Genomic DNA, 25,186 nt, shown 5'->3' on the forward strand with positions numbered 1-25,186 from the left:
TAGGGTTAGCCGACAAATATAAAAACTTTACTTTGTAATGTTACCTAAAGTTGACGGTCTTTTTCTTTTTTTAGCATTTTTAAAGATTCCATTCAATATTACAGTGCTTAGAATAATCAAAGCGCCATAATAAAATTGAGGGTTCATTTTTTCAGCATCTCCAAAAATCATATACGCCAATATGATCCCATAAACAGGCTCTAAGTTTATAGTTAACATGACGGTATAAGGACTTAAATACTTCATAACCTGCACGGATCCAATAAAAGCATATGCGGTACAAACAGAAGCCAATATCATAATATATAACCAATCTGAAGTTGATAATTGAAAAAATGAAATTGTAAATCCAGCTGTGGGCTCTCCAAAAAAAGTGAGCCCTAAGAGGTATATAGTAATAAATAAGACTCCACTCGACAATTCGTAGAAAGAAATCATTGAAGGATTGTACTCTTTTGCCATTTTTCCGTTAATTATAGAGAAGACAGAAGATAAAAAAGCCGAACACAAGGCATAGATAATTCCGGTTGTATACTCCCCTTCTACTTTAAAAATTAGATAAAGGCCTGAGATTACTAATATTCCGAAAAAAACTTCGTACCAAATTAGTTTTCTTTTATAAAAAATGGGTTCTAAGATAGAAGTAAAAAATGCACCTGTAGACAACATTGCAAGTGTTATGGAGACATTTGAAACTTTGATTGCTGCAAAAAAGGTAATCCAATGAAGTGCTATTATAATTCCCGCAATAAAAAGTGTAATCAGTAATTTTCTTGAAACTATTAATGCTATTTTTTTAATGTAGATATACAAAAAAATAAATCCAGATGCCAAAAGCATTCGATACCATACAAGCGGTAGTGCTTCAATGGTGATAAGCTCTCCTAAAATAGCTGTAAATCCCCATACAAAAACAATAAAGTGTAAATGTAGGTAGTTTTTAAGCTTAACGTTTGGCATTATACAATAAATAAATTGCTAAAATTCCGAATGAAAAATTAGGAAACCAAACAGCAATGACCGGGGGAAAATCAGACTGATTAGCCAATGTTCCTAATACTTTATCAAAAAAGATGAACACAAAAGCTAGTGAAATCCCTACGGCGAGATTAACTCCCATACCTCCACGCCTTTTCATCGAAGATACAGCTACCCCAATAATAGTAAGAATAAATGCTGATATCGGAAGACTCCATCTTTTATACGCTACAACTTTGTATCTATTTATATCAGACGAACCTCGTTTACTTTCTTTTTCTATAAATTCACTTAGTTCGGTATAGTTTAGTGTTTCTGCAACATAAGTTACTGGTGTAAATTCGTCTATATTAAAAGGAAGTAAGGTATCTTTTTTGGTTTCTTTTTCAAGAATATCTTTACCATCCAATATTTTTCGCTTTACAAAATCTGTAAGTTCATAAATGCTATCTTTAAATTTAATTTTTCTTGCAGAAATCTTAGTTTTCAATACATTACCACTAAAATATTCTATAGTAAAGTTATTTGCTGATTTTTCTAAAGGGTTAAACTTATTAGCATATAAAAACACGCTATCATTAAGTTGTCTATAAATATTTCTTGTTTCTTGTACCTTTTTCCCTTTTTTAAGATACGTATATTTAAATTCATTAAACCCTTGACTTGCCTTTGGTGCCAAAAACAATCCCATGGCCAATGCTCCAACACAAATAATAACCGCACCAATCATATACGGTCTAAGAAATCTCCAAAAAGAAACACCAGAACTTAAGAATGCAATAATTTCGGTTTTATTGGCTAGTTTAGAGGTAAACCAGATTACTGATAAAAATACAAAGAGTGGAAATAACAAGTTAGCAAAATACACTGTGAAATCTAGATAATATCCTATAACCGCACTAAAAGGCACTTTATGCTCTAACATATTATCTATTTTCTCGGAAACATCTACTATAATCCCAATAGGAATAAATAGTAAAATCATCGTAAAAAATGTCCCTAAATACCTTTTAAGTATGTACCAGTCTAGTATTTTCAATTTATAATCGTTTATCCATTTGTTTAACCATCATATTTTTCCAACTATAGAAATCTCCTGCTAATATATGTTTTCTAGCTTCTCTAACCAACCACATATAAAAACCTAAATTATGTATTGTGGCTATTTGCTTTCCTAACAACTCATTTACCGAGAACAGATGTTTTAAATACGCTTTAGAATATTCGGTATCTACAAATGTAATACCCATTTCATCTATAGGTGAAAAATCATCTTCCCATTTTTTATTTTTCATATTGATCGTACCGTGTGCTGTAAATAACATTCCGTTACGAGCATTACGCGTAGGCATTACACAATCAAACATATCTACACCTAACGCTATATTTTCTAATATATTAATAGGAGTACCCACCCCCATTAAATAACGAGGTTTATCTTCTGGCAAAATATCGGTAACTACTTCTGTCATAGCATACATTTCTTCTGCTGGCTCTCCTACAGACAATCCTCCTATTGCATTTCCAACAGCTCCTGCGTTGGCAATATACTCTGCCGACTGTTTTCTTAAATCTTTATAGGTACTTCCTTGTACTATTGGAAAAAAAGCTTGATCATATCCATACTTAACCGGAATTTTTTCGAGATGTTGCATACAGCGATCTAACCATCTATGTGTCATATGCATGCTTCTCTTGGCATAATTGTAGTCACAGGGGTATGGGGTACACTCATCGAACGCCATAATAATATCTGCCCCTATAGTACGCTGGATCTCCATTACGTTTTCGGGAGTAAATACATGATATGAGCCATCTATATGCGATTTAAACTTTACCCCTTCTTCTTTTATTTTTCGATTAGCAGAAAGTGAATACACCTGATAACCACCACTATCTGTCAAAATATTTCTATCCCAATTCATGAATTTATGCAGTCCACCAGCTTTTTCTAGAATTGTCGTTTTAGGTCTAAGATATAAATGATAAGTGTTTCCTAGAATTATATCAGGATTGATATCATTTTTCAATTCTCTTTGATGCACACCTTTCACAGTTGCTACTGTCCCTACGGGCATAAAAATTGGAGTTTCTATAACACCGTGATCTGTAGTGATTTTTCCGGCTCTAGCCTTACTTTGAGGGTCTTTAGATAAAAGATCGAATTGCATATTTTTTATTTGATAGAGCGCAAAGATAACTAACTAAAATTACATGAATCACCTTAAGATTTCGAAAACTTTTCGTTATTAACAATCCTTTCTTAATTAAAAGCTATATATACATTTTGTCACCGTATACAAAACCTGTATTTTTGAGCCTTTATTATAAAGATAATAGCTACCGTAATGCCAAAAACAAAACAATTAGAAGATTTTGCAACCCAAGTTCGTAGAGATATTCTGCGACAAGTACATAAAGTAAACTCTGGACACCCAGGAGGTTCATTAGGATGTACTGAATTTTTTGTCGCTCTTTATCAAGAGATTCTAGAAAGAAAAGATGGATTTGATATGGATGGAATCGGAGAAGATCTCTTCTTTTTATCCAATGGACATATATCACCTGTATACTACAGTGTTTTAGCTCGAAGCGGATATTTCCCTGTAGAAGAGTTAAATACATTCAGACTCATCAATAGTAGATTACAAGGACATCCTACAACTCATGAAGGACTACCTGGAATTCGAATCGCTTCTGGATCACTCGGACAAGGAATGTCTGTAGCATTGGGTGCTGCGCAAGCAAAAAAATTAAACAATGATGATAATTTAGTCTATAGTTTACATGGTGATGGTGAGCTACAAGAAGGTCAAAATTGGGAAGCTATTATGTATGCTGCAGGAAAAAAAGTAGATAATCTTATTGCCACCATTGATCTAAATGGGCAACAAATAGATGGATCTACAGATGATGTACTGGCTATGGGTAGTTTAAAAGCAAAATTTGAAGCTTTTGGTTGGGATGTTATGGAAATCAAAGAAGGAAATAATCTAACTGCGGTTATTGAAGGGTTAAAAGAAGCTAAAAGTAGAACAGGAAAAGGAAAACCTGTATGTGTATTATTATACACTATAATGGGTAACGGTGTAGATTTTATGATGCATACTCATGCTTGGCATGGTAAAGCTCCTAATGATGAGCAATTAAAAATCGGTTTAGCTCAAAACCCTGAAACTCTAGGAGATTATTAATTTATCCAAATCAAAAAAGAAAATGAAAAAATATATAGATACAGGAAAAAAAGACACCCGTTCTGGTTTTGGAGCTGGTCTTGAAGAATTGGGTAAAACAAACGAGAATGTAGTTGCACTATGTGCGGACTTGATTGGTTCTTTAAAGATGGATGCTTTTATTGCCAATAATCCAGAACGCTTTTTTCAAATAGGAATTGCAGAAGCAAATATGATGGGGATTGCGGCTGGTTTAACTATAGGAGGTAAAATACCTTTTACAGGAACATTTGCTAACTTCTCTACAGGACGTGTTTATGATCAAATTCGACAATCTATCGCTTATAGTGGTAAGAACGTAAAAATATGTGCCTCTCATGCAGGATTAACACTTGGTGAAGACGGTGCTACACATCAAATACTAGAAGATATTGGTTTAATGAAGATGCTACCTGGTATGACCGTTATTAATACCTGTGATTACAACCAGACGAAAGCAGCTACAATTGCTATTGCAGATCATCAAGGGCCAGTATATTTGCGCTTTGGAAGACCAAAAGTAGCCAATTTTACTACAGAAGATCAAACTTTTGAGATCGGAAAAGCAGTACTTCTTCAAGAAGGTACAGATGTAACGATTGTTGCTACTGGACATTTGGTATGGGAAGCATTACAAGCTGCTGAAACATTACAAGAACAAGGTATCAGCGCTGAAGTAATTAATATTCATACAATTAAACCTTTAGATGATGAAGCTATTTTAAATTCTGTTAAGAAAACAGGATGCGTTGTAACTGCTGAAGAACACAATATCTTAGGTGGACTGGGGGAAAGTGTATCACGAGTATTGGTTAAAAACCACCCTACTCCACAAGAATTCATTGCTACTAATGACACTTTTGGGGAAAGTGGGACACCAGAACAACTTATGGAGAAATATGGATTAAACGCCGCGGCAATAACTAACGCTGCTCAAAAGGTGATTAAAAGAAAATAGTTTTTACTAAAATTAAATAGTAAGACCGTCTAAAAAGTTTTTTAGACGGTCTTCTTAATTATTATTATAGCCTAATAGTACGATATTTACTTAATAGCAAATTTCACTGTTTTAACTTGATCATTAGAAATTACTTTAGCTATATACACACCAGTTGCTAACCCTACACCTTTTCTAAAAGGAATAGAAACCTCAGATGTATTTGAAATAAAAGAATCATTATATACATTATTACCTCCTAGATCATATACATTTACTGAGACTGCTCCAGCTTTTTCTAAATTTATTTTTAAGGTATTGCCAATTGCCTGTAATTTAAAATCTAAAGTAGCAATACCTGCAGATTTACTACTTGCGTTTTGGAATTTCCACTGGGTGTAATTTCCCCCATAAGAAGTTGGCCTTTGAATCATCTTATCGTTATTATTATCTCCAGTAGGTCTAAAATACATTCCTGTTTGTCTATTTTGCAAATAGAAAAACCCATTTGAAGTGTTTATTTTTTTCCACTGGGTATAGTTTCCTGAATAACTTGTAGGGCGTTGTTCTATATCTGCCCCATCATTATCACCAGCAGGTCTAAAATATTTACCTGTCTGAACGTTTTTTAAATAAAAATATCCTCCAGAAGTATTCACTTGCTCCCATTTCACATTATTATCGGTTGCATTTGAGGCTACCTGAATAATCTTAGATGCATCCGCATTATTTTGTGGACGAATTTTCTTTTGAGTTTGTCTATTTACGATGTAAAACGCATTATCATTACCTGTTGGATCGGGATCTGGATCGGAGCCTCCTCCTCCATTAACCAATTCATAAGTATGTACCCAGTCATATTGAGCAGTATTACGATTGTTGTTATTTAACTCATTATTATCGGCAACACCTGGACCCCATGTAAATGCTTCCATGTCAAAATACATCCACATACCTTCGTTAAAATTATAAGGCAGTCTTACCTCTGCTACAGGGTTGGCTCTATTCTTAGGGTTTTTATACCATAATATCGTTCTAGCATCTTTCCACCAGACCCCATAAACATTAAAATTGTCTGCATTTCGGGTTCCATCATTAAAATGTTTTTGGGTTGTTCTATCACAATCAAATCCACAAGGTTGAGGAAAATAATGAGTATTCATTTCCATGGTAGTCTCTAAATTCTTCCATCTTTGATTCTTAACTGTTCCCCAATTTTCTATTACATCTATTTCACTAAATCGACCTTGCATCCAAAAAGACGATACTATTGTCATATCTGCATTTTTAACACTGGCTTCTGCATACATTCCCGGTTTAAAAGAAGCTTTATCAGAACGCAAAATACCAGTCCAAATGCGATCTCCTATTCTTCCTACATTTGGATCTTTAGGAGTTCCTTTAATTTTAAGTTTTCCATTACTTACAGAAACATTGTTTGGATTAAACTGACTTGGACTTCTTCCTTTCCAATTTACATGACTATTCTTTTTCCATTTGTTTCCATCGAGTGAATTAAATTCATCTGATAAGGCATTTACACGTTTCCATGATTTTCCAGATGGTGGTGTGGGTTGAGCAAACAATACTGTTGTAAACAATACTGTTAAAAGAATAGAGAAAACTATTCTTAAGTTGTTGTTTTTCATTGTTAAAAGTGTTTGTGTTATTAAATGTCAAATTTACAATTAATAACAACTCGTAAAGACAAATATTTATTTTTTTAATAAAAAAAATAAATTATAATCAATTAATTAACTCAATAACTACCAATAAACACATGTTAATTCACAATAAATCATTACACATAACTTTCAAATTTTAATAAGCTAATACCTCAAACCTAATATTTACATTTAAATTTTGTTTCACAACTGCAATTAAAACACTACTAGCATATTTATATAAAAAAATATTTTGGCAGGCTTTTTGATATTTCAAGCAGAATAAAAACAGGCTATAATCGTTTTACAATACACTAGCCTTCACCAAATCATTTAATTAGTATTTATTAATCAAAAATTATTTCAAAATGAAAAATGTATTTGTTTTATTTATGTTATTAGCTTCTTGCACAATATTAGGACAGGATAAGCGACTAGCTTTTGGGGTTAAGGCTGGACTTAATTATGGAGACAATGGTAAAATTGAAATCTCTGATTTAACAGGTCCAGGTAACAATATTTTATCAGAAAGAGCCGATGATCGAGTTGGATACCACTTAGGAGTATTTTTAAGAGGAAAATTAACAGACAACATCTATATAAAACCCGAATTACAATACACAGTTAATAATAGTACATATGATGATGTTTCTGGAGCAAACTTAGATTATAATATCAAAAAATTAGATTTGCCAATTCTTGTTGGAATTACGGTTTTAGGTCCTATACATGTTTTTGGAGGGCCTGCACTTCAATATATCGTAGAAAATGACCTTGAAGACGTAAGACTAGGAGATGTGAAAAATGAGTTTACTGTAGGGCTTCAGTTTGGAGCAGGAATTCAATTAGGGCGTCTTAACGCAGATATTCGTTACGAGCGTGGCTTAAGTAAAAATCGTGCAGAATCGATAAACGAAGGGATTCGAGTAGACTCTAGACCTAATCAAATTATATTAGGATTAGCTTTAGATTTATAAGACAATAGTTTTCTTAAAACAAAAAACTCCGATAATTAATTATCGGAGTTTTTTGTTTTTATTCGTTTTTTGGATCTCTATCATCTCTATCCAGATGGTTTTTAATACCATCTCCATCATCATCATAAAAAGTTATCTCATCCAAGCTAATAAATCCATCGTTATTTGCATCGTTAACCGTGATTTCATCTCTGGTAAGTGTACCATCGTTATCATCATCGTTATCAAGATAATCTGGTATTAACTCACCCGTATCACTATCAGAATTATCATCTGAATCCGCAACAAGTCTATCGTTATCTAAATCTTCAAGATAAGAAGGAATCCCATCGGCATCGTGGTCAGCTTCATTAACGGCATATAATTGAATATTAAAAACAAGTGACTTATATCTTCCTATTCCTGAACCAATTGGAGGGTTATTAAAATATGCCAATCCAGAAGGCATAAAGACAGTTACATTTCCAAAGTCATCATTATAATCAACAGTACCATCAGTGTTAATAGTAAACCCAGAAGCTCCTGTAAAATCGACTAAAGTCTCTCTCCAACCTTCGATAGCTGCAGACTGATCAAACCAAAAAGGCGAAACTCTATCATCAAAAACTTTTCTGTTAACATCATTATTATCTACTGAATCTTTTTCATCGATTATACCATCGTTATCAGAATCAGGTTCTCCTGCTAATTCAGGATTATCTACATCACTATCATCTGCGATTCCATCATCATCAGCATCTGTTCTAACCTCATCGTTTAATGTATCAGGGTTACCATCACCATCGGCATCTACATCTGCCGTATCAGGAATACCATCACCATCTTGATCTAAATTATCATACAATTGTTCTCCTCTATACGTGACTCTAGTCGAGTCTGCAAAAGTAGGACTTCGCATTCCTGGAGCTCCTTTTCTAAAACTTAATATATGTAAAGTATAATCTACACCATCTCTTGTAATCACTTTAGTAGATAAAAACTCTGATTGGCTTATCGGTGTACGATCACTATTCACTCCCGCAATAGTATCTAAATTTACAATTTGAAAATCTGGATTAATGGGATTATCTACGAACTCATAGAAATGAGTATCTAAATAATTTTCTAACAATACAGCTTCATTAACTTGCTGTTCTGCACGATCTCTTGGTGGCTCGATAGAAGGAGCATCGTCATCGTCGTTATTACATGCATATAAAGCTACCAAAGCTAATACAATGGCGCAACTATATTTTCTTACATTCATCTAATTACTTTTTTAAAGGTGCAAGATACGATTTTCTCGTACTTTTGTTTCATCTGTTTATAATTTTTGTCTATTAATATTTTTTTATGCGTGTTGATAAATATTTATGGTGTATTCGTTACTTCAAAACCAGAAGCATTGCTACAAAAGCCTGTAAAGAAGGGAAAGTTCGTGTTAACGGAGACCTTATAAAACCGTCTCGAGAAGTTTATCCAATGGATAAAATTACTGTTCGTAAAAACCAAATAAACTATGAACTCTCTGTTCTTGATACGCCCGATAATAGAATCGGAGCAAAACTTGTTGATTTATATCGTAAAGACATCACACCAAAGGAATCGTTGCAAAAATTAGATCTTTTAAAATATTCTAAGGATTATTATCGAAAAAAAGGTACAGGAAGACCTACTAAAAAAGATCGAAGAGATATAGATGATTGGTACACCGATGGCAATAATGATGACAGTGAAGAATAAAACTGTTTGTAGTTATTAAATGTTGCTAAATTATTTTAATAGTATCAACATATTCATAGATTACCAACTCTTTTATATATTTGATAATTGCTATCATTAATTAAAATCTCTGCGTATATTTTATAATCGCAATCAACAATTCTAAGCATGCATACGGATACTAATATTATACTAACCCATGAGCAAATACAACATAAAATAAAGCGTATTGCTTATCAGATTTATGAGACGAATATTAATGAAGAAGAAATTGTAATTGCCGGCATTGCAGAAAACGGATACATTTTTGCTAAACGATTAAAAGAAATTCTAGAAAACATTTCTGATATTAAGGTTATTTTATGCGAAGTAACAATGGATAAAAAATCACCACACAATACGGTACAAACTTCTATCAGTGATAATATCTACACAAATAAATCTATTGTACTTGCCGATGATGTTTTAAACTCTGGTACAGCACTTGTTTACGGAGTTAAACATTTTTTAGAAGTGCCTCTAACAAGATTTAAAACTGCAGTACTAGTGAATCGAAATCACAAAAAATATCCTATCAAAGCTGATTTTAAAGGCATCTCTTTATCTACTTCATTACATGAACATGTAGAGGTATCATTTGGCAGTAAAGACTCTGCTATTTTAAAATAATAGCGTAATTATCTCTTCACTAATCTGATCAGGCTCCCTATCATCTGTGATAATATTGTGATCTGCCTGATTATAATAAAATGAACGTTCAAATAAATGTTTTCGAATAAAATCATTAAGAAGATCAACAGTAGAGAGATGAGATATTAATGGTCTTTTATCACGTTCTGCAAACAACCTTTTAGTTAATTGGTCTAAAGAAGTTTTTAAATATATACTCTTAGCTTTTTCTGATTCTTTAATTATTTCAAGATTACCTGCAAAACATGGTGTACCTCCACCAAGCGAAATAACGCTGTTATTTTGCTTTTCTAATACCTCTTTTAAGTATCGAGATTCTTGTTTTCTGAAATAAATCTCTCCTTTTTCTTCAAATATTTTTGAAATTGTATTTTTTTCTTGATTTTCTATATAATCATCCAAATCCAGATACTCTAATTTCATCTTATCAGCTAACTTATTACCTATCAAGGATTTTCCGCTACCCATATACCCCATTAAAACTATATTCATACTGTAAAAATTAAGTAGATATTGCCCAAAAGAAATATCATTTTAAACAAAATGCAAATTTATATCAAATTCTTCTTGAAAAATAAATTAATGATAGTATATTTGCACCCGCATTGAAGGAAAAAAATGCAAGACCTGGTAGCTCAGTTGGTAGAGCATCTCCCTTTTAAGGAGAGGGTCCTGGGTTCGAGCCCCAGCCCGGTCACAAAACATAGATAATAACAAGGTATTGCTATTATAAATTATGTTCTTTAAAAATATTTTGATAAGAAAAAATTATCAATGACCTGGTAGCTCAGTTGGTAGAGCATCTCCCTTTTAAGGAGAGGGTCCTGGGTTCGAGCCCCAGCCCGGTCACTAAAAAAAGTATCGTATATTTTTACGGTACTTTTTTAGTTTTAGAGTATCTTAAAGCACCTTTTTATTGCCCAGGTGCTGGAATTGGTAGACAGGCATGGTTGAGGGCCATGTGTCCATTAGGGCGTGTGGGTTCGACTCCCATCCTGGGCACTTTTATACATTAAAGAATCAAAACTAAAAACCAAGCAAATAAAAAGTAAGACTAATGATAAATTAAAATATTTATCTTTACTTGGTTTTTCAACTTGTAGAATCACATTCCCGTCAAATGCACCATTTGCTCCACCAAGCAAACACTCATCTAATGTTTTTTGAAAAATCAAGAAAGAAAAATTACTATCAAATGCTATAGCACTAATCTACTCTTTTCTTGAGTTCCAGGATTATTTTACTTTCTGCTGCCGTTTGTTGTGGAATATTATAAGTAGACCAAAAATCCAAATTGTATTCTTTTGCTTGATTTTCTATACTTTCACTAATATTCATATTTTTTAAGAATGGATAGTTATGAACATCATCAATTATTATATTATTTATAAAGAGCTCTTTTTTAGGATATTGTACAAAGAGTAGTTTTTTTGATTCTAATCCTTCAAAAATTTTCCATGTATCTTCTTCTTTTTGATACTTTAGGTACATTTTCCCCTTGTACTCTTGATATTCAAACACTACATTATAATGCACTTGTAAAGCACCATTTGTAAATTTCCTCGCCCAAGATCTATTATTGATAGCTTGTCTTGTAAGCTCCATTCTTACAAATGCAAAAGTCTCTGTATCTATAAATAATGTCGCACTTTGAAAAGGTTTATCAACTCCTTTTATTTTATAAACCAATCTTTCATTATACGGTAAAACACCGTCTAATTCATATTTCCAGCCATTTTTTCCTTTAATGGGGCCGTAATCAAATCTAATAAAGTCATCCTCTACCAAATCAATAATTGAGTTTTTTCGTTCTGAATTTTTATTCCAAGGATTCTTTTCAGTTAAGTACTTTGTTCTAACTTCTACTAACTCAACAAGAGGTTCTTTTTTAATCGCATATCCCTGATAAAACAATTTAGCAGCGCATTCTAAATACTCGACATACTTATCATCTTCTTTTTGAAGATCTCTCACATAACCCTCTAAAATATATGGTTTTGTGGGGTAATTATTTTTAATCTCCTGATAAGCTTTTTTAACGATTTCTTTTGCAGTAAGTTTTTTATCTTTAGTAGATGTGATGATTACTGTTTCTAAATTAGTAGTTCTAGTCGAGAGAAATATTTGTTGGTTCTCTTTAAAAGTATTCGCTTTTTTAGAAACCGATACATACCCTATTACCGATATGATAATTATATCCATTTTTCTTTTTGACGGTATATAAAAAGTAAAGTAACCTTCTTCATTAGTAACCGTACCTATAGATTGGGATTTAATATACACCGAAGCAAAAGGAATTGGTTCTAACGTTTTTTGATCTAAAACCTGTCCAGATAAAGTTGTAATATCACTCTGAGCAAAGTTTGTCAAACAGCCTAATAAAAAGAAAACAATACTAAAAAATAAAGATAGTTTGTGCATATTCATTAAAATAACGAGAATAATCGATCGCTATCGTATACTTTTATTATTATTTTTAAAAGACCTACGCAATAGTAAGAAATTTATAATAAAAAACAATAATGCATAGGCAATGGCCTATTCTCGTATCTAATAGAATAAGTACTACGTAATTTATCGATTAAAAACAATTCTTAAAATAATCACAACTAACGATTATTTTCTTGAACAGCTTTTGATTGATTCATAAAAGACTCGATAATCCGTTACAGAAACAACATCACCTTTTTTACTCAAGATAATGGATTTGTCATTTTCAAAGTTTCTAACGGATAACAGTTTCGTTGCATATCCTTGATAAACGATCTCAAAATGACTTTGATCCTTCACTCTTAGTTCATCCAATTTAAATTCAAACAAGCCTTCATTATCGCTATATGCATTCATACAATCATTCTCATCTAAGTATAATTTTATTGCTACATATCCAAGACTTTTCCTTTTAGAATCAACTATTTTACCTCGTATGACTCTTAAATCAGAAGAGACAACCGCATCTCCGTCTGTCTTTTCGTTTCCAGATTTACAAGACGTTAAAAACACAAAACTTAAACAAAAAATAATTATTTTTCTCATACTCTTTATTTTAAAAATTATGAATGATTTAAAGTTACTAAGCATTCAAATGATTAACTCTAGTTATTAAATATACAAAAAATACAAATCTTTCACATGAAAGATCAATATACTTAAATCAATGTTAATATAGTGTAACTTGATATCAATATAGATAAACATCTAAGCTTTGTTAAATTCTATATTGCAAAATATTAAACCAACAAAAATGTTAGGAAAAGCAGCAATATCAAAGGGTGACGGAAATTTTTCAATAGAAGAAATTGAAGTAAAGACGCCTGAAAATGATGAAGTACTAGTAAAAATACAAGCAGCAGGATTATGTCATACAGATCATGATTCTTTACATTGGGGAAGAAAAGTAATCCTTGGTCATGAAGGGGCTGGTATTGTTCAAGCTGTAGGAAATGCAGTAACTACAGTAAAACCAGGAGATAATGTGATATTAAACTGGGCAATTCCTTGCGGCAAGTGCTTTCAATGTCAAGAAATGAACCAGCATATTTGCGAAAACAATTCACCTGTAGTAGCTGGCGATAAATTACCTGATGGCGAAGTTTCTGCCGGACATGCCGCATTAGAAAGGACTTTATATCAAGGAAAAGGAATTGAACGATCTTTCAACATAGGAACACTATCTACCCATACGGTCGTTAAAGAGCAAGCGGTAGTAAAATATGAAACAGCCATTCCGTTTAGCTCTGCTGCGATTATTGGTTGTGGTGTAATGACTGGATATGGATCTGCTGTAAACACAGCTCATGTTACGCCAGGATCATCTGTAGTCGTAATTGGTAATGGTGGAGTTGGACTTAACGTTATCCAAGGCGCAAGGATTTCTGGGGCAGCAATGATAATTGCTGTAGACGTTAATCCAAATAGATTAGAAATGGCAAAACAATTTGGAGCTACTCATACTATTCTAGCTAATAAGACTGACAAAAATTTACAAGAGGTCACCAAATTAGTTCAAAAACTAACAGGCAATGGCGGAGCAGATTATGCTTTCGAATGCACCGCTATTCCCGCTTTAGGAGCAGCACCTCTAGCTATGATTCGCAATGCAGGTACAGCAGTACAAGTAAGTGGTATAGAAGAAGAAGTTACTATCGATATGAGCTTATTTGAATGGGATAAAATTTACATAAATCCATTGTATGGCAAATGCAGACCTCAAATAGATTTTCCTATCTTATTAAATTTATATAAAAAAGGAGAACTATTACTTGATGAAATGGTAACCAAAATATATAAATTTGAAGATCTTGATCTAGCTTTTGAAGATATGTTAGCTGGTAAAAATGCAAAAGGAGTAATCGTTTTCGAATAATCTCTATTTATGTCAAAATTTAAAACTGTAGAAATTTCAGATCCACGTTTTGAGGCTAATAACTTAAGACACATCACCGTTAAAAGTAAAAATCTTAGCCATAGAGGTGACATTAGTGTTTTTGTACCTCCTGGAGTCGACCATAAAGATTTACCTATTACCATATTATTGCACGGTGTATATGGCAGTCATTGGATTTGGTCTCAAAAAACAGGGATTCACTTAAAAATGAACTCTTGGATAGAACAGAATATACTCTCTCCTATGGTGGTTATTATGCCATCAGACGGGTTATGGGGGGACGGGAGCGGTTATTTACCTCATCAAGAATCAAATTTTGAAAAATGGATCATTGAAGATGTCTTTAATGCTACACTAGAACTAATCCCTCAAACCAGTAAGCAATCGCAGTTATTTATTGCTGGTTTATCAATGGGTGGTTTTGGTGCTTTGCGACTTGGTATAAAGTATGGATCTATGTTTTCAGGAGTCTCTGGGCTTTCATCGATTACACAACTTGAAGAAATGAAATCTTTTATTGAAGAAGATCTTACACTACTAAAACAAGACCAAACTGAAAACGAATCTGTTTTTGACACTATCGTAAAGTATAAAAATCAAATTCCAAAATTTCGATTTGATTGCGGATTATCTGATCCATTATTGGCTGGTAACCGAAAATTACATACCCAATTAAATGAATTAGCCATTCCGCACATTTACGAAGAATATCCCGGTGGTCACGAATGGGAATATTGGGAAAAGCACATCAAAGATACTATGCTATTTTTCAATCAATTGATTCTAAAGAAATAGAATCTAACGAAAAAAACAAAACTGTTTACGTAGATTATTTGTAAATACTTTTTTCTCGGTATTAAAATCCTTTATTTTTAATTTTATGATCATACAAAATAAAATAAAGTCTGCACTATTATTGTTTATCATAGCAATATTGGCCCGCCCATTAAACGCTCAGGAACTACCTTTGTTTAAAAATGGTGATGTCGTAGCTTTAATAGGAGATAGTATAACACATGGAGGATCCTTTCATGCTTTTTTACAAGTTTTTAATGCTACCCAATTTCCTAATGAAAAAGTGAGCTACTATAACTGTGGTATTGCAGGTGACAATACGCCCGGGACCATAGATAGAATTGAAAAAGACATTTTGATCCATAACCCTACACATGCTTTAATCATGTTAGGTATGAACGATGTAGGCCGTTGGTTATACCCTGGTACCAAAAAAGTAGATCAGGAAACATTAAAAAAACGTGAAGAGGTTTTAAAAAACTATACCAAAAATATGGAGAAATTGAGTGCTCTCCTCATTGAAAAGGGAGTGAAACTTATTTTCACAACACCTTCAATATATGATCAAACTGTAGTATTAGAAAAAAAAAACAACTTTGGCATTAATGATGGGTTAATCGACTTTGGAAATGCCGTACAAGAAATCGCTAAAAAATACAATGCACCAGTTATCGATTTCAATACCGCTATGCTAGCGGTAAACAAAAAAATTCAAACTAACGATAAAACAGCAACTATTGTTGGATTAGATAGAATACACCCTGGCGATAATGGCCATTTGGTAATGGCTTATGAAATAATTAAGACTATAATTCCTGTAGCATTTACTTCTACTATAGAAATTGATGCAAAAACCATGAAAGTGAATAGTGCTAAAAATTGTACGGTTGATATAAAAAGTGGAATTAAAAAATTTCAAGTATTACAAAATGCATTACCATTTCCGGTTAAAGAAAGCCTAAGAACTACAGAAAAACTAATTCCAGAATCAGGAAATATTGCTAGAGAAATACTATCTATTAAAAATTTGGAAGAAGGTAAATACACTCTATTAATTGATGATATTAAAGTAGGTTCATATTCTAATTCGGCATTAAAAGAAGGGATAAACTTATCACGAAACAGTCTTACTCCACAATACAAACAAGCAACTAAAGTATCCGATTTGTGTTTTGAATACAGGAGTACTAATGATAAACTAAGAACCATTGCTGCTACAGAGTTTCGGAGTTTAAAAGAGTTTGATGGGCCAAATACTCTTGAAGCTAAAAAAGCATTTCTAGAGGCTAAAAACGAAAAATCTAAAGGGAAAAGTTGGTATTTTTATGAGAAGAAAAAAGCCAAAGAATATTTTGAAGTTTTACCTAAAAAAGATTCTATCATTAAGGCTTTAGATCATATTCGAACAGAAATTTATACTGCAAATAAACCTGTTACTCATACATACAAACTAATCAAAATTTAAATCACCTACCTACTTATTTAGCCTCTAAGTCTAGGGTATTTGAAGTAACTGTTTTACTTTTTGTAGAAATCTTAATTGCTCCAGTATCTTTTGTAGATTGCACGAATAATATAGCTTTACCTTGATGTGTTACTATCTCATTTGATTTATGAGATTGAATGTTTCTCTCCCAACCATTATCAACCCCAATATTTCTAGCTGCTCCTTCTACTTCAAATTCAATTTTTATATCTGCATCTGTAACAACAGCTCCATTGGCATCAAATAATGTTGCCGTAATTACTGCAACATCATATCCATCATTTTTAATAGTGGTTTTATTAGTTGTTATTTTGATTTCAGATACTGTACCTTGAGATTTTAAGACATACTCATCTGCTTTTACTCCATTATTATACCCAACAATTTTCAATTCTCCATCTGTATAAGGCACTAACCATTTAAGGATATGATCATTTTCTACTACTGTTGTTAATTTTTGTTTCCCTAATGATTTCTCATTTAAGAATAACTCTGCTTCTTCACAATTTGTATATGCTTGCACAATAATTGATTCTTTATCCTCATATTGCCACTTAGGATATACTTTATACCACTCCCAAAGGCGTAGTTTATCCCATACTGGCGGAGGTGTAAATTGCATATTAAATTTCCATCCTTCTTTTTCAGAATAAGAATACTCTGATTCTGAAACAGGAGTAGTAACCATATATACTTTAGGGTCTTTTTTCCATAATGTTTCAAAAAAATGTCCTCTTGGTGTTTTAAATCCAGCAAAATCAAAGAAAGAAATATTTAAACCTTTGCGCGGCCATGGTCCAGCTTCGCCTAAATATGCAAATCCTGTCCAAGTAAATATTCCCGCTACAAAATCACGATCATTTGCCGTCTTCCACTCAGAATAGGCACCCCAGTTTTCTGAACCTAAAATTTTTAAATCAGGATATGTTTTATGAGCAATATCATAATCAGCCTGACGATAATTAAATCCATAAACATCAACAGTAGTACCATAACCACTAACCATTCCAATTGAAGGAAGTACACTACCACATACAGTTGGTCTTGAGGTATCCTCTTCTTTTACCCATTTTACTAGTTTTTTGGCAATGGTAGTCAAAGGATCAACAGTTTCTATATTATTTTCAAAAATTGGTTTGATCTTATCTGCATCATATACCGGAACATATTCGTATCCTGCAGCACTTGAATTAGGGTTTACTTCATTAAATGTTTTTGAATAATGAGGATAGGTCCACTCTATTTCATTACCAATACTCCACATAAATACTGATGGATGATTAAAATCTCTTCGAATTAAATCTTTTAAATCGCGCTCTGCCCATTCATCAAAAACTTCGGGGTAAGCTTTGGATGCCTCTTTTGAAGCAGCATTATCTCCTAAATACACTTTACTTTTCGCTTTAGGCGCACTCCATTCGTCAAAAGCCTCATTCATTACTAGAAGTCCTATTTCATCACAAACTTCGAGCAATTCTGGTGAGTGAGGGTTGTGCGCAAAACGTATTGCATTAGTTCCTATAGATTTTAGTTTCTTCATTCGATATTCCCAAATTGCCTTGGGTACAGCTGCTCCTACTGCCCCAGCATCATGATGTAAGTTGACACCTTTTATTTTCATTCGTTTTCCATTTAAAGAAAAACCTGTATTTGCATCAAAATTAAACGTACGAATACCAAATCTTTGAGTTACATTATCGACTTGTTGTCCATTTTCAAAAACAAGAGCTTCTAAATGATATAAGTTTGGATTCTCTAAAGACCATAATTTAGGAGTGTCGATAGTAATATTTACATTAGCATTTAAATCATCACTTTGTGTACTCTTAGAAATTATAACATTATGGTTTGAATCCAAAATATTGTATTTCACCACAATCTGTTGTTCTTCTTTTGGGTTATTATTTATTAATGCGGTTTTTATTTGAATTTCTGCTGAGTTGGAATTCACTTTTGGTGTAGTAATCTGTAATCCCCATTGGGCAATATGTAAAGGTTCTGTTTTAATCAGTTTTACATTGCGATAAATCCCTGAGCCTGTATACCATCGTGAATCTACATACGCAGTATGATCCACTTTAACAGCAAGAACATTTGGTGTGCCATCATATTTTAAATGATTTGTAAGATCATATACAAAAGTAACGTACCCATTTGGTCTGGTTCCTAATAATTTTCCATTGATCCAAACTGTAGAATTATTGTATACTCCATCAAATTGAATACTGATTTGCTTATTCTTATCAGCTTCTGTAAGTATAAATGATTTTCTATACCATCCAATACCTCCAGGTACAAAGCCACTACTACTTGCTACATCTCCAGTTTCTTGATATCCTTCTTCAATACTCCAATCATGAGGAACATTAATCATTTTCCATTGATCATCATTAAATACAGAATCAAAAGCATTTGGGGTATCACCTAAATTAAATTTCCAGTCATAATTAAAATCCTCAATGCTTCTAGAAATATCGTTATTATCTGTTTTGCAAGACGAAGAAATTGATAATATACTTATTAGTAAAAGGAATAATCTCATAATTTAATTTTTATTTTAGATGTAAGCAACTTATCTATTTCTACTTTAAACACACCTCATAAAAACAAAACTATAGTATTATAATAGCTATAATTTACACTATATTAGCAATAACTTTTACTCTATTTTCTTTGAAACAAGTAATTACAAATAATAAAATAGCTGTATCTCTAGAAAAGATCGAGAAACCACTACATTCTTCTTTTCATACGGGGGTTTATCGTCAACGTTATTTTAGTGGAGCTTGGCATTACCATCCGGAGTTTGAATTATTACTGATAACAAATGGTAATGGAAAGCGATTAGTAGGTGATCATGGTGAGGATTTTAACACAGGTGATCTTGTATTATTAGGTGGATTTTTACCGCATGCATGGATTCCTGATGATCATTACTTACAACAAGACTCTACTGATCATTGTGAATCTATTTATGTACAATTCAAAAAGGATATTTTTGGATCTCAATTCGTTGATATCCCAGAATTAAAAGGTGTTAGAAGGGTCTTATTAGCCTCTGAGCGCGGATTAAAAATCGTAGGAAAACATAAAGAAACGATCATCCTATTATTAAAAGAAATCCCTAGACTTGGGCCTCTTGATCAATTACTAAAATTGTTAAAAATACTAGATCTAATTAATTTATCTGGATATGAAACTTTAGCATCTGAAGGATATCTTAAGGAGAGTTTCTTTTTTAAATCCAATCGAATTTTAAAAGTACATGAGTATATTATGGAAAATTATAAAAAAGAAATTTCTGTAGATCTATGTGCTGAAATGATAAATATGACCATTTCTTCTTTTTGCAGATACTTCAAAAAAGAGACAGGATATACTTTTACTAATTATCTTAACAAAATACGTATTGACTTTTCTAAAAAGCTACTAACCAATACTGATTTACCCATTAAGGAAATAGGGTTTGAATGTGGTTATAACTCTGTGCCTTATTTTAACAAACAATTTAAGAAAGTTGTAGGGGTGCCTCCTTTCTCATATAGAAAGTCGATACATAAAAATGGATAAAGCTCTAAAAGTACTATCCATTTAAGAGGCAAAGAGCAAAAAATGAGTTTTATGATTCTACTACTAAATTAGCTGGTTTAAAATCAACAAAGGGATCTACTAATTTTGATGTATCTATTCTTTTCTGGTTTTTAATAAATTTTGTACCCAAAACATATGCTTTAGCATTATTAATAGCATCTACAGCCAACAAGGTGTTGTCTTTAAAATACCAAATAGAGAATTTTGTATTTTCACTTTCTTCTTTACGCACACATACTTTATTATGACCTGTTGACAAACCTACCATCTGTAACTTAACATCATATTGATCCGACCAAAACCATGGTATCGCATCATAAGTAGCGTTCTTTCCACAAATGGCAGCAGCAGCAACTTTAGCCTGATCAACAGCATTTTGAACAGATTCTAGCCGTACAAAACGATCATAATGTGTATTATAATGAAACGTGCAATCACCTATGGCATAAATATTTTCATCATTTGTTTGTGTTGTTGAATCAACCGATACTCCATTATTAATATCAAGACCTGAGTCTCTTGCCAATTCGATATTTACTTTAATTCCTACTCCCACAATTATCATATCAGATTTAAAAGTAGAATTATCCTCACAAATAATAGTATTTAAACCTTCGGATGTTTTAATAGAAATAACGTTCTTGTTTGTATGTATTATAACCCCATTATTACTATGTAAGTCTTCAAAAAATGTTGACATTTCTGGAGTAGTTACTCTGGCCAAAATTCGATCTTCTCGTTCTAATATTGTAACGGTTGCTCCTAGTTTCTTAAGAGATGCAGCTGCTTCAAGACCTATATAGCCTCCCCCTATAATGACTACTCTTTTATGTTGACTTTTAGCTAATGAATTTCGTATATTTTCTACATCACCTGCAGTTCGTAAAGGAAATAAATTACTTGTCTCTTCTATCCCTAAAATAGATGGTATAATTGGTCGTGCACCTGTTGCTAAAACTAATTTATCATAACTTTGTGTAGTTCCATCATGTAATACGATTGTTTTTTTAAGCCGATTGATCGATGAAACTTCAGTTCCCAACTGTAATATAATATTATCTTTTTCGTAGCTTTCTTGAGACTTTAAAACGTTTTTTTCGATTGCATCTTTACTAGTTAAATAAGCTTTTGAAAGCGGTGGTCGATGATAGGGCAATGTTGGATCCTTATCAAAGAGTATGATTTTACCTTGCCAACCTTCCTTGCGTAAAGCAAAAGCGAAATTTACGCCAGCATGACTTGCTCCTATGACAACGCAAGTCTTATTATTTGAATAATTTTCAGACATCAAATTCAATTTTATTCACTTTCTGCAACTTGCAACACTACACCATTTAATTTTTCATTAATTTCAATTTGACAGCATAAACGACTGTATTCATTATAATGATCATTCAGTTCTAGCATATCTGTTTCGATTTCACTTGCTTCTCCAGTTTTTTCAACATGTTCTGGATGTACATGCACATGACATGTAGCACAAGAGCATACACCCCCGCAATCCCCATCAATTCCTGGAATACTATTATCTACAGCTAGTTGCATCAAAGACCCCGTAGTACCTTCTAAAATGATTGATTTATTTTCTGTTGTTATAAAAGTAATCTTAGCCATATCTTTTTTTATAAATTCTTTAAAATTATTAGTACATAAACCCTATTAAAATTATAGTGCGTTAAAATTCACCTTAATGCTATCATATCCCACTTTGCGTTTAAATTCTTCTAGATCTTCTATATTTTCTGTATGATCTAATATCTCTATAGATTTAACCTTTTTGGCCAAGGAGACTAATAAGATATTCATAATTTGTCGAGCATGTGTAGCTCCTAAACAATTGTGTGTACCAAAACCAAAACTTACGTGAGGGTTAACTTTACGATCTAATACTATATCGTTTGGATTTTCGAAAACAGAAGCATCTCTATTCGCTGATGCCCAACATAAGGATATACGAGAATCTGCCTTTATCGCATGTTCACAAACTTGAGTATCTTGAGTTGCTACTCTCCCCATGTGCGTTAATGGCGAAAAGTATCTAATTAATTCTTCAACTGCTTTACCTGTAACATCAGGATTTTCTCTAAGTTGTTTTAATGATTCAGGATGTTCTGCAAAATAAGCAATAGAATTTGTAACTGCATTAATCACTGTATCTCGTCCTCCTGCAAATGTTAAAATCATTACACCTTTTACTTCTTCGTGGGTAAGTTTTTTTCCGTTTACTTCAGAACTTAGCAACATAGAATACAAATCATTTCCTGGATTTCTTTCGGCTTTGATAATTTGTTGATCAATGTAGTCGTATAATAGATTAGCTTTATCTGCATCTAAAGATTCTCCTTCACTTCTAAATACATGTGTACCCCAACCAATCCATGTCTCAGACTCTTCAAAAGGTATATTAAGTAGTAATGTTAATGCTTGAGATTGTAATCTCAAAGAAAAATCTTGCACTACTTCAACAGTTTTTTTTGCAATCACCTCATCAACAATTGCTTCTATTTGCTTAGTAAGTTTTTGTTTATACTCTTTTTCTAATGGTCGTTTAAACCATGGTTCTACTAATGAACGATAATCTTTATGCAACGGTGGGTCTACTTCAAAAGGTATTTGACGAGTATCTCGAATATTCACTTCAGAGGGCACTACAATACGTCCTGGAGTAGCTCCAGATTGAAAAGCTTTCCAATTATGTGCACATTTACGTACATCTTTAAGACGTAAAATCATAGTAACAGGATCATCCTGATCATTCATCTTACCATATCCTTTACTCAAACGAGCTTCCTCAAACGGGTCTAAAAGCTTACTTTTCTCCATCTTAAACATATTTTTTTAGTACTTATGCTCGTATAAAGCTTATAAATAGTATCAATCTAGCCACTTACAACTATATCATATTTACTTTATACAGTACAAATAACGATAGATTAGACGCATCAATCTTATTCTATTTTAACCTATACCTAAACTATTTTATCTTCAATATTAAAAATTAATACTCTATACATGTACTTGTTTACACATAAAAACCTTTTACTAAAAATAGTAAAAGGTTTTTCTTTATTAAAACTGTATGTCTTATTATCTAACTATAGATTTTTACGATATTTAAAAAATGAAATATGTTGATAATACTACTAAACATATTACCAGACCGACTATCTTAACATGTTTCCATGGTGTAACATCAACCTCTTTAGTGTAAGTCTGTACATAATCACTCTCTCTTGGTTTTAATTTTCCAATAGTTAACATGATTATTACTGTTAATACAAATGTGATTGCTTGCATGTGTAGCATATGTAAATCTATAACTCCAAATCCATTTGCTAAAACGATATATCCAACATAAACTGTAAAAGCAAATATGATTCCTACTTTAGCGGCTATTGCAGGTACCTTCTTTGTTAAGAAACCAATAACAATAACGGTTAAAATCGGAATACTATAAGCTCCATTAACGGTTTGTAAATATCCAAAAATACTATCGGCATAAACTAAAAATGGTGCTATAATCATGGAAAAGAATGCCAGAATAATCCCAAAACGTTTTCCCATTTTCACAACAATCTTCTCACTGGCTTCTTTATTTATAAACTGCTTATAAATATCAACTCCATATAAAGTTACACAACTATTTAGTGCAGAATTAAATGAACTTAAGATAGCACCAAACAGAACGGCTGCAAAAAAACCAACCCAAACATCAGGCAATACATCTGCAACTAATTTTGGATATACATCACTAGTATTTAAATTTGGCCCATACTTATGATATGCTATAATACCTGGTAAAACCACAATGATCGGCCCTAATATTTTAATAAAAGCTGCTAATGTTAGTCCTTTTTGTCCTTCTGCTAAGTTTTTAGCTCCAAGAGCACGTTGAATAATTTGTTGATTACTCCCCCAATAGAACAATTGTACTAGCATCATACCTGTAAAAATGGTAGCAAACGGGATAGAAGAATCTGGTCCTCCTACTGCATTAAACTTTTCTGGATGTTCTGTTGTCAATTTAGTTAATCCACCAAAAACACTACCATCTTCGCTAATTGCCATTAAACCAAATACCGGAATCAACAATCCTCCTATTAACAATCCGACTGCATTTATTGTATCAGAAACTGCTACAGCTTTTAGACCTCCGAATATGGCATAGATAGAACCTATAATTCCTATTCCCCATACACATATCCAAACTGAAACCCAATCGCTTACCCCGAGTAATTCAGGAATACCAAACATTCCACTAATAGCCTTTGAACCTGTAAAAAGTACCATAGGCAATAATACAACAGCATAACCTGTAAGAAATAATCCTGAAGTTAACGCCTTAGTAGTACTATCAAAACGTCTTTCTAAAAATGTTGGAAGTGTAGAGATTCCACCTTTTAAATAACGTGGTAGCAAAAATATTGCAGTAATCACCATTGCAATAGCTGCTAAAGTTTCCCAAGCCATTACGAGTATACCATCTGTATATGCATCCCCATTTAATCCTACAATTTGTTCTGTTGAAAGGTTCGTAAGTAATAAAGAACCTGCAATAACGGTTGCCGTAAGACTACGACCTCCTAAAAAATACCCCTCAGAAGTATTTTCATTTGTTTTTCTAGTTGCAAAATATGATATGATTGCTACTAGCAATGTAAACCCGATAAATGAAATAACTCCCATAATACTCTAAATTTTATACTTCAGTTTATGTTAAATTAAAAAAGATGATTAAGACGACAATATATAAATGTGCATTTTATAT

The 25,186-nt window shown here is 32.5% G+C and carries 22 protein-coding genes and 3 tRNA genes; 12 read left to right on the top strand and 13 right to left on the bottom strand.

Going from position 1 to position 25,186, the window contains the following annotated elements:
- Positions 1–27 precede the first annotated feature (27 nt).
- From D1816_RS09015 to tgt, 3 genes are read right to left on the bottom strand one after another with little or no spacing between them, the layout of a single operon-like run.
- Positions 28–960, bottom strand: a complete 933-nt coding sequence (locus tag D1816_RS09015; protein WP_066319534.1) for a DMT family transporter — start codon at positions 958–960, stop codon at positions 28–30.
- Positions 947–2,017, bottom strand: coding sequence for an LptF/LptG family permease (locus D1816_RS09020; protein ID WP_066319532.1), 1,071 nt, complete (start codon positions 2,015–2,017; stop codon positions 947–949). Before D1816_RS09020 ends, D1816_RS09015 begins: the two co-directional genes overlap by 14 nt.
- Before the next feature lies 1 nt (position 2,018).
- Positions 2,019–3,149 carry a tRNA guanosine(34) transglycosylase Tgt gene (gene tgt, locus D1816_RS09025; RefSeq protein WP_066319530.1) on the bottom strand — a complete coding sequence of 377 codons (1,131 nt, stop codon included), beginning with the start codon at positions 3,147–3,149 and terminating at the stop codon, positions 2,019–2,021.
- A gap of 177 nt (positions 3,150–3,326) precedes the next feature.
- Here tgt and D1816_RS09030 point away from each other — a divergent pair, with 177 nt between their 5' ends.
- Both D1816_RS09030 and D1816_RS09035 read left to right on the top strand, forming a co-directional pair.
- On the top strand, positions 3,327–4,172 hold the full coding sequence (locus tag D1816_RS09030; protein WP_118502358.1) for a transketolase: 846 nt from the start codon (positions 3,327–3,329) through the stop codon (positions 4,170–4,172).
- Between the two features lie 22 nt (positions 4,173–4,194).
- Positions 4,195–5,148, top strand: a complete 954-nt coding sequence (locus tag D1816_RS09035; protein WP_118502360.1) for a transketolase family protein — start codon at positions 4,195–4,197, stop codon at positions 5,146–5,148.
- An 86-nt stretch (positions 5,149–5,234) separates the two neighbouring features.
- Here the strand turns inward: D1816_RS09035 and D1816_RS09040 are convergent, their stop codons facing one another.
- Positions 5,235–6,776, bottom strand: coding sequence for an RICIN domain-containing protein (locus D1816_RS09040; protein ID WP_118502362.1), 1,542 nt, complete (start codon positions 6,774–6,776; stop codon positions 5,235–5,237).
- Between the two features lie 383 nt (positions 6,777–7,159).
- Here D1816_RS09040 and D1816_RS09045 point away from each other — a divergent pair, with 383 nt between their 5' ends.
- Positions 7,160–7,768 (top strand): porin family protein, encoded by a 609-nt coding sequence (locus D1816_RS09045; RefSeq protein WP_066319516.1) that lies wholly within the window; start codon positions 7,160–7,162, stop codon positions 7,766–7,768.
- A 58-nt stretch (positions 7,769–7,826) separates the two neighbouring features.
- On the opposite strand, the gene D1816_RS09050 is transcribed toward D1816_RS09045, so the two are convergent.
- The gene (locus D1816_RS09050; RefSeq protein WP_066319513.1) at positions 7,827–9,014 is read right to left on the bottom strand and encodes an FKBP-type peptidyl-prolyl cis-trans isomerase; all 1,188 of its coding nucleotides are present in this window, start codon (positions 9,012–9,014) and stop codon (positions 7,827–7,829) included.
- Between the two features lie 86 nt (positions 9,015–9,100).
- Here D1816_RS09050 and D1816_RS09055 point away from each other — a divergent pair, with 86 nt between their 5' ends.
- Both D1816_RS09055 and D1816_RS09060 read left to right on the top strand, forming a co-directional pair.
- Positions 9,101–9,490 carry an RNA-binding S4 domain-containing protein gene (locus D1816_RS09055; protein WP_066319511.1) on the top strand — a complete coding sequence of 130 codons (390 nt, stop codon included), beginning with the start codon at positions 9,101–9,103 and terminating at the stop codon, positions 9,488–9,490.
- A gap of 147 nt (positions 9,491–9,637) precedes the next feature.
- Positions 9,638–10,138, top strand: coding sequence for a phosphoribosyltransferase family protein (locus tag D1816_RS09060; protein ID WP_118502364.1), 501 nt, complete (start codon positions 9,638–9,640; stop codon positions 10,136–10,138).
- On the opposite strand, the gene D1816_RS09065 is transcribed toward D1816_RS09060, so the two are convergent.
- On the bottom strand, positions 10,130–10,651 hold the full coding sequence (locus D1816_RS09065; protein WP_066319507.1) for a shikimate kinase: 522 nt from the start codon (positions 10,649–10,651) through the stop codon (positions 10,130–10,132). The genes D1816_RS09060 and D1816_RS09065 overlap by 9 nt on opposite strands.
- A 132-nt stretch (positions 10,652–10,783) precedes the next feature.
- Here D1816_RS09065 and D1816_RS09070 point away from each other — a divergent pair.
- The 3 genes from D1816_RS09070 to D1816_RS09080 all read left to right on the top strand — a co-directional run bounded on the left by D1816_RS09070 (position 10,784) and on the right by D1816_RS09080 (position 11,161).
- A tRNA-Lys gene (locus D1816_RS09070) sits at positions 10,784–10,856 on the top strand.
- Between the two features lie 79 nt (positions 10,857–10,935).
- A tRNA-Lys gene (locus D1816_RS09075) sits at positions 10,936–11,008 on the top strand.
- A gap of 69 nt (positions 11,009–11,077) precedes the next feature.
- Positions 11,078–11,161: transfer RNA gene (locus tag D1816_RS09080), tRNA-Leu, on the top strand.
- 204 nt (positions 11,162–11,365) lie between these two features.
- Here D1816_RS09080 and D1816_RS09090 read toward each other — a convergent pair.
- On the bottom strand, positions 11,366–12,580 hold the full coding sequence (locus D1816_RS09090; RefSeq protein WP_158597757.1) for a carboxypeptidase-like regulatory domain-containing protein: 1,215 nt from the start codon (positions 12,578–12,580) through the stop codon (positions 11,366–11,368).
- Positions 12,581–12,775: 195 nt separating this feature from the next.
- Positions 12,776–13,195, bottom strand: coding sequence for a hypothetical protein (locus tag D1816_RS09095; RefSeq protein WP_066319503.1), 420 nt, complete (start codon positions 13,193–13,195; stop codon positions 12,776–12,778).
- 208 nt (positions 13,196–13,403) lie between these two features.
- On the opposite strand from D1816_RS09095, the gene D1816_RS09100 reads away from it, so the two are divergent.
- The 3 genes from D1816_RS09100 (at position 13,404) to D1816_RS09110 (ending at position 16,806) form a co-directional block, all read left to right on the top strand.
- A complete protein-coding gene (locus tag D1816_RS09100; protein ID WP_118506239.1) occupies positions 13,404–14,525 on the top strand; it encodes a Zn-dependent alcohol dehydrogenase in 1,122 nt (373 codons plus the stop codon).
- A 9-nt stretch (positions 14,526–14,534) separates the two neighbouring features.
- Positions 14,535–15,341 (top strand): alpha/beta hydrolase family protein, encoded by an 807-nt coding sequence (locus D1816_RS09105; RefSeq protein ID WP_118502373.1) that lies wholly within the window; start codon positions 14,535–14,537, stop codon positions 15,339–15,341.
- Positions 15,342–15,426: 85 nt separating this feature from the next.
- Positions 15,427–16,806 (top strand): SGNH/GDSL hydrolase family protein, encoded by a 1,380-nt coding sequence (locus D1816_RS09110; protein ID WP_118502375.1) that lies wholly within the window; start codon positions 15,427–15,429, stop codon positions 16,804–16,806.
- Between the two features lie 13 nt (positions 16,807–16,819).
- Here D1816_RS09110 and D1816_RS09115 read toward each other — a convergent pair whose 3' ends face one another.
- A complete protein-coding gene (locus tag D1816_RS09115) occupies positions 16,820–19,369 on the bottom strand; it encodes a sugar-binding domain-containing protein (protein ID WP_118502377.1) in 2,550 nt (849 codons plus the stop codon).
- A gap of 131 nt (positions 19,370–19,500) precedes the next feature.
- Between D1816_RS09115 and D1816_RS09120 the strand changes: the two genes are divergently transcribed.
- The gene (locus D1816_RS09120) at positions 19,501–20,397 is read left to right on the top strand and encodes an AraC family transcriptional regulator (RefSeq protein ID WP_118502379.1); all 897 of its coding nucleotides are present in this window, start codon (positions 19,501–19,503) and stop codon (positions 20,395–20,397) included.
- 49 nt (positions 20,398–20,446) lie between these two features.
- Here the strand turns inward: D1816_RS09120 and D1816_RS09125 are convergent, their stop codons facing one another.
- The 4 genes from D1816_RS09125 to D1816_RS09140 form a co-directional block, all read right to left on the bottom strand.
- The gene (locus D1816_RS09125; RefSeq protein WP_118502381.1) at positions 20,447–21,706 is read right to left on the bottom strand and encodes an NAD(P)/FAD-dependent oxidoreductase; all 1,260 of its coding nucleotides are present in this window, start codon (positions 21,704–21,706) and stop codon (positions 20,447–20,449) included.
- A gap of 11 nt (positions 21,707–21,717) precedes the next feature.
- Complete coding sequence (locus tag D1816_RS09130; RefSeq protein ID WP_118502383.1) at positions 21,718–22,032, bottom strand: 2Fe-2S iron-sulfur cluster-binding protein; 315 nt, start codon at positions 22,030–22,032, stop codon at positions 21,718–21,720.
- Between the two features lie 51 nt (positions 22,033–22,083).
- The gene (locus D1816_RS09135) at positions 22,084–23,241 is read right to left on the bottom strand and encodes a cytochrome P450 (RefSeq protein ID WP_118502385.1); all 1,158 of its coding nucleotides are present in this window, start codon (positions 23,239–23,241) and stop codon (positions 22,084–22,086) included.
- A gap of 291 nt (positions 23,242–23,532) precedes the next feature.
- Positions 23,533–25,104 carry a solute:sodium symporter family transporter gene (locus D1816_RS09140; RefSeq protein WP_066319480.1) on the bottom strand — a complete coding sequence of 524 codons (1,572 nt, stop codon included), beginning with the start codon at positions 25,102–25,104 and terminating at the stop codon, positions 23,533–23,535.
- Positions 25,105–25,186: the final 82 nt, after the last annotated feature.

Origin of the sequence: Aquimarina sp. AD10 (genome assembly GCF_003443715.1) — a bacterium.
In the GTDB taxonomy this organism is placed as follows: Bacteria; Bacteroidota; Bacteroidia; order Flavobacteriales; family Flavobacteriaceae; genus Aquimarina; species Aquimarina aggregata.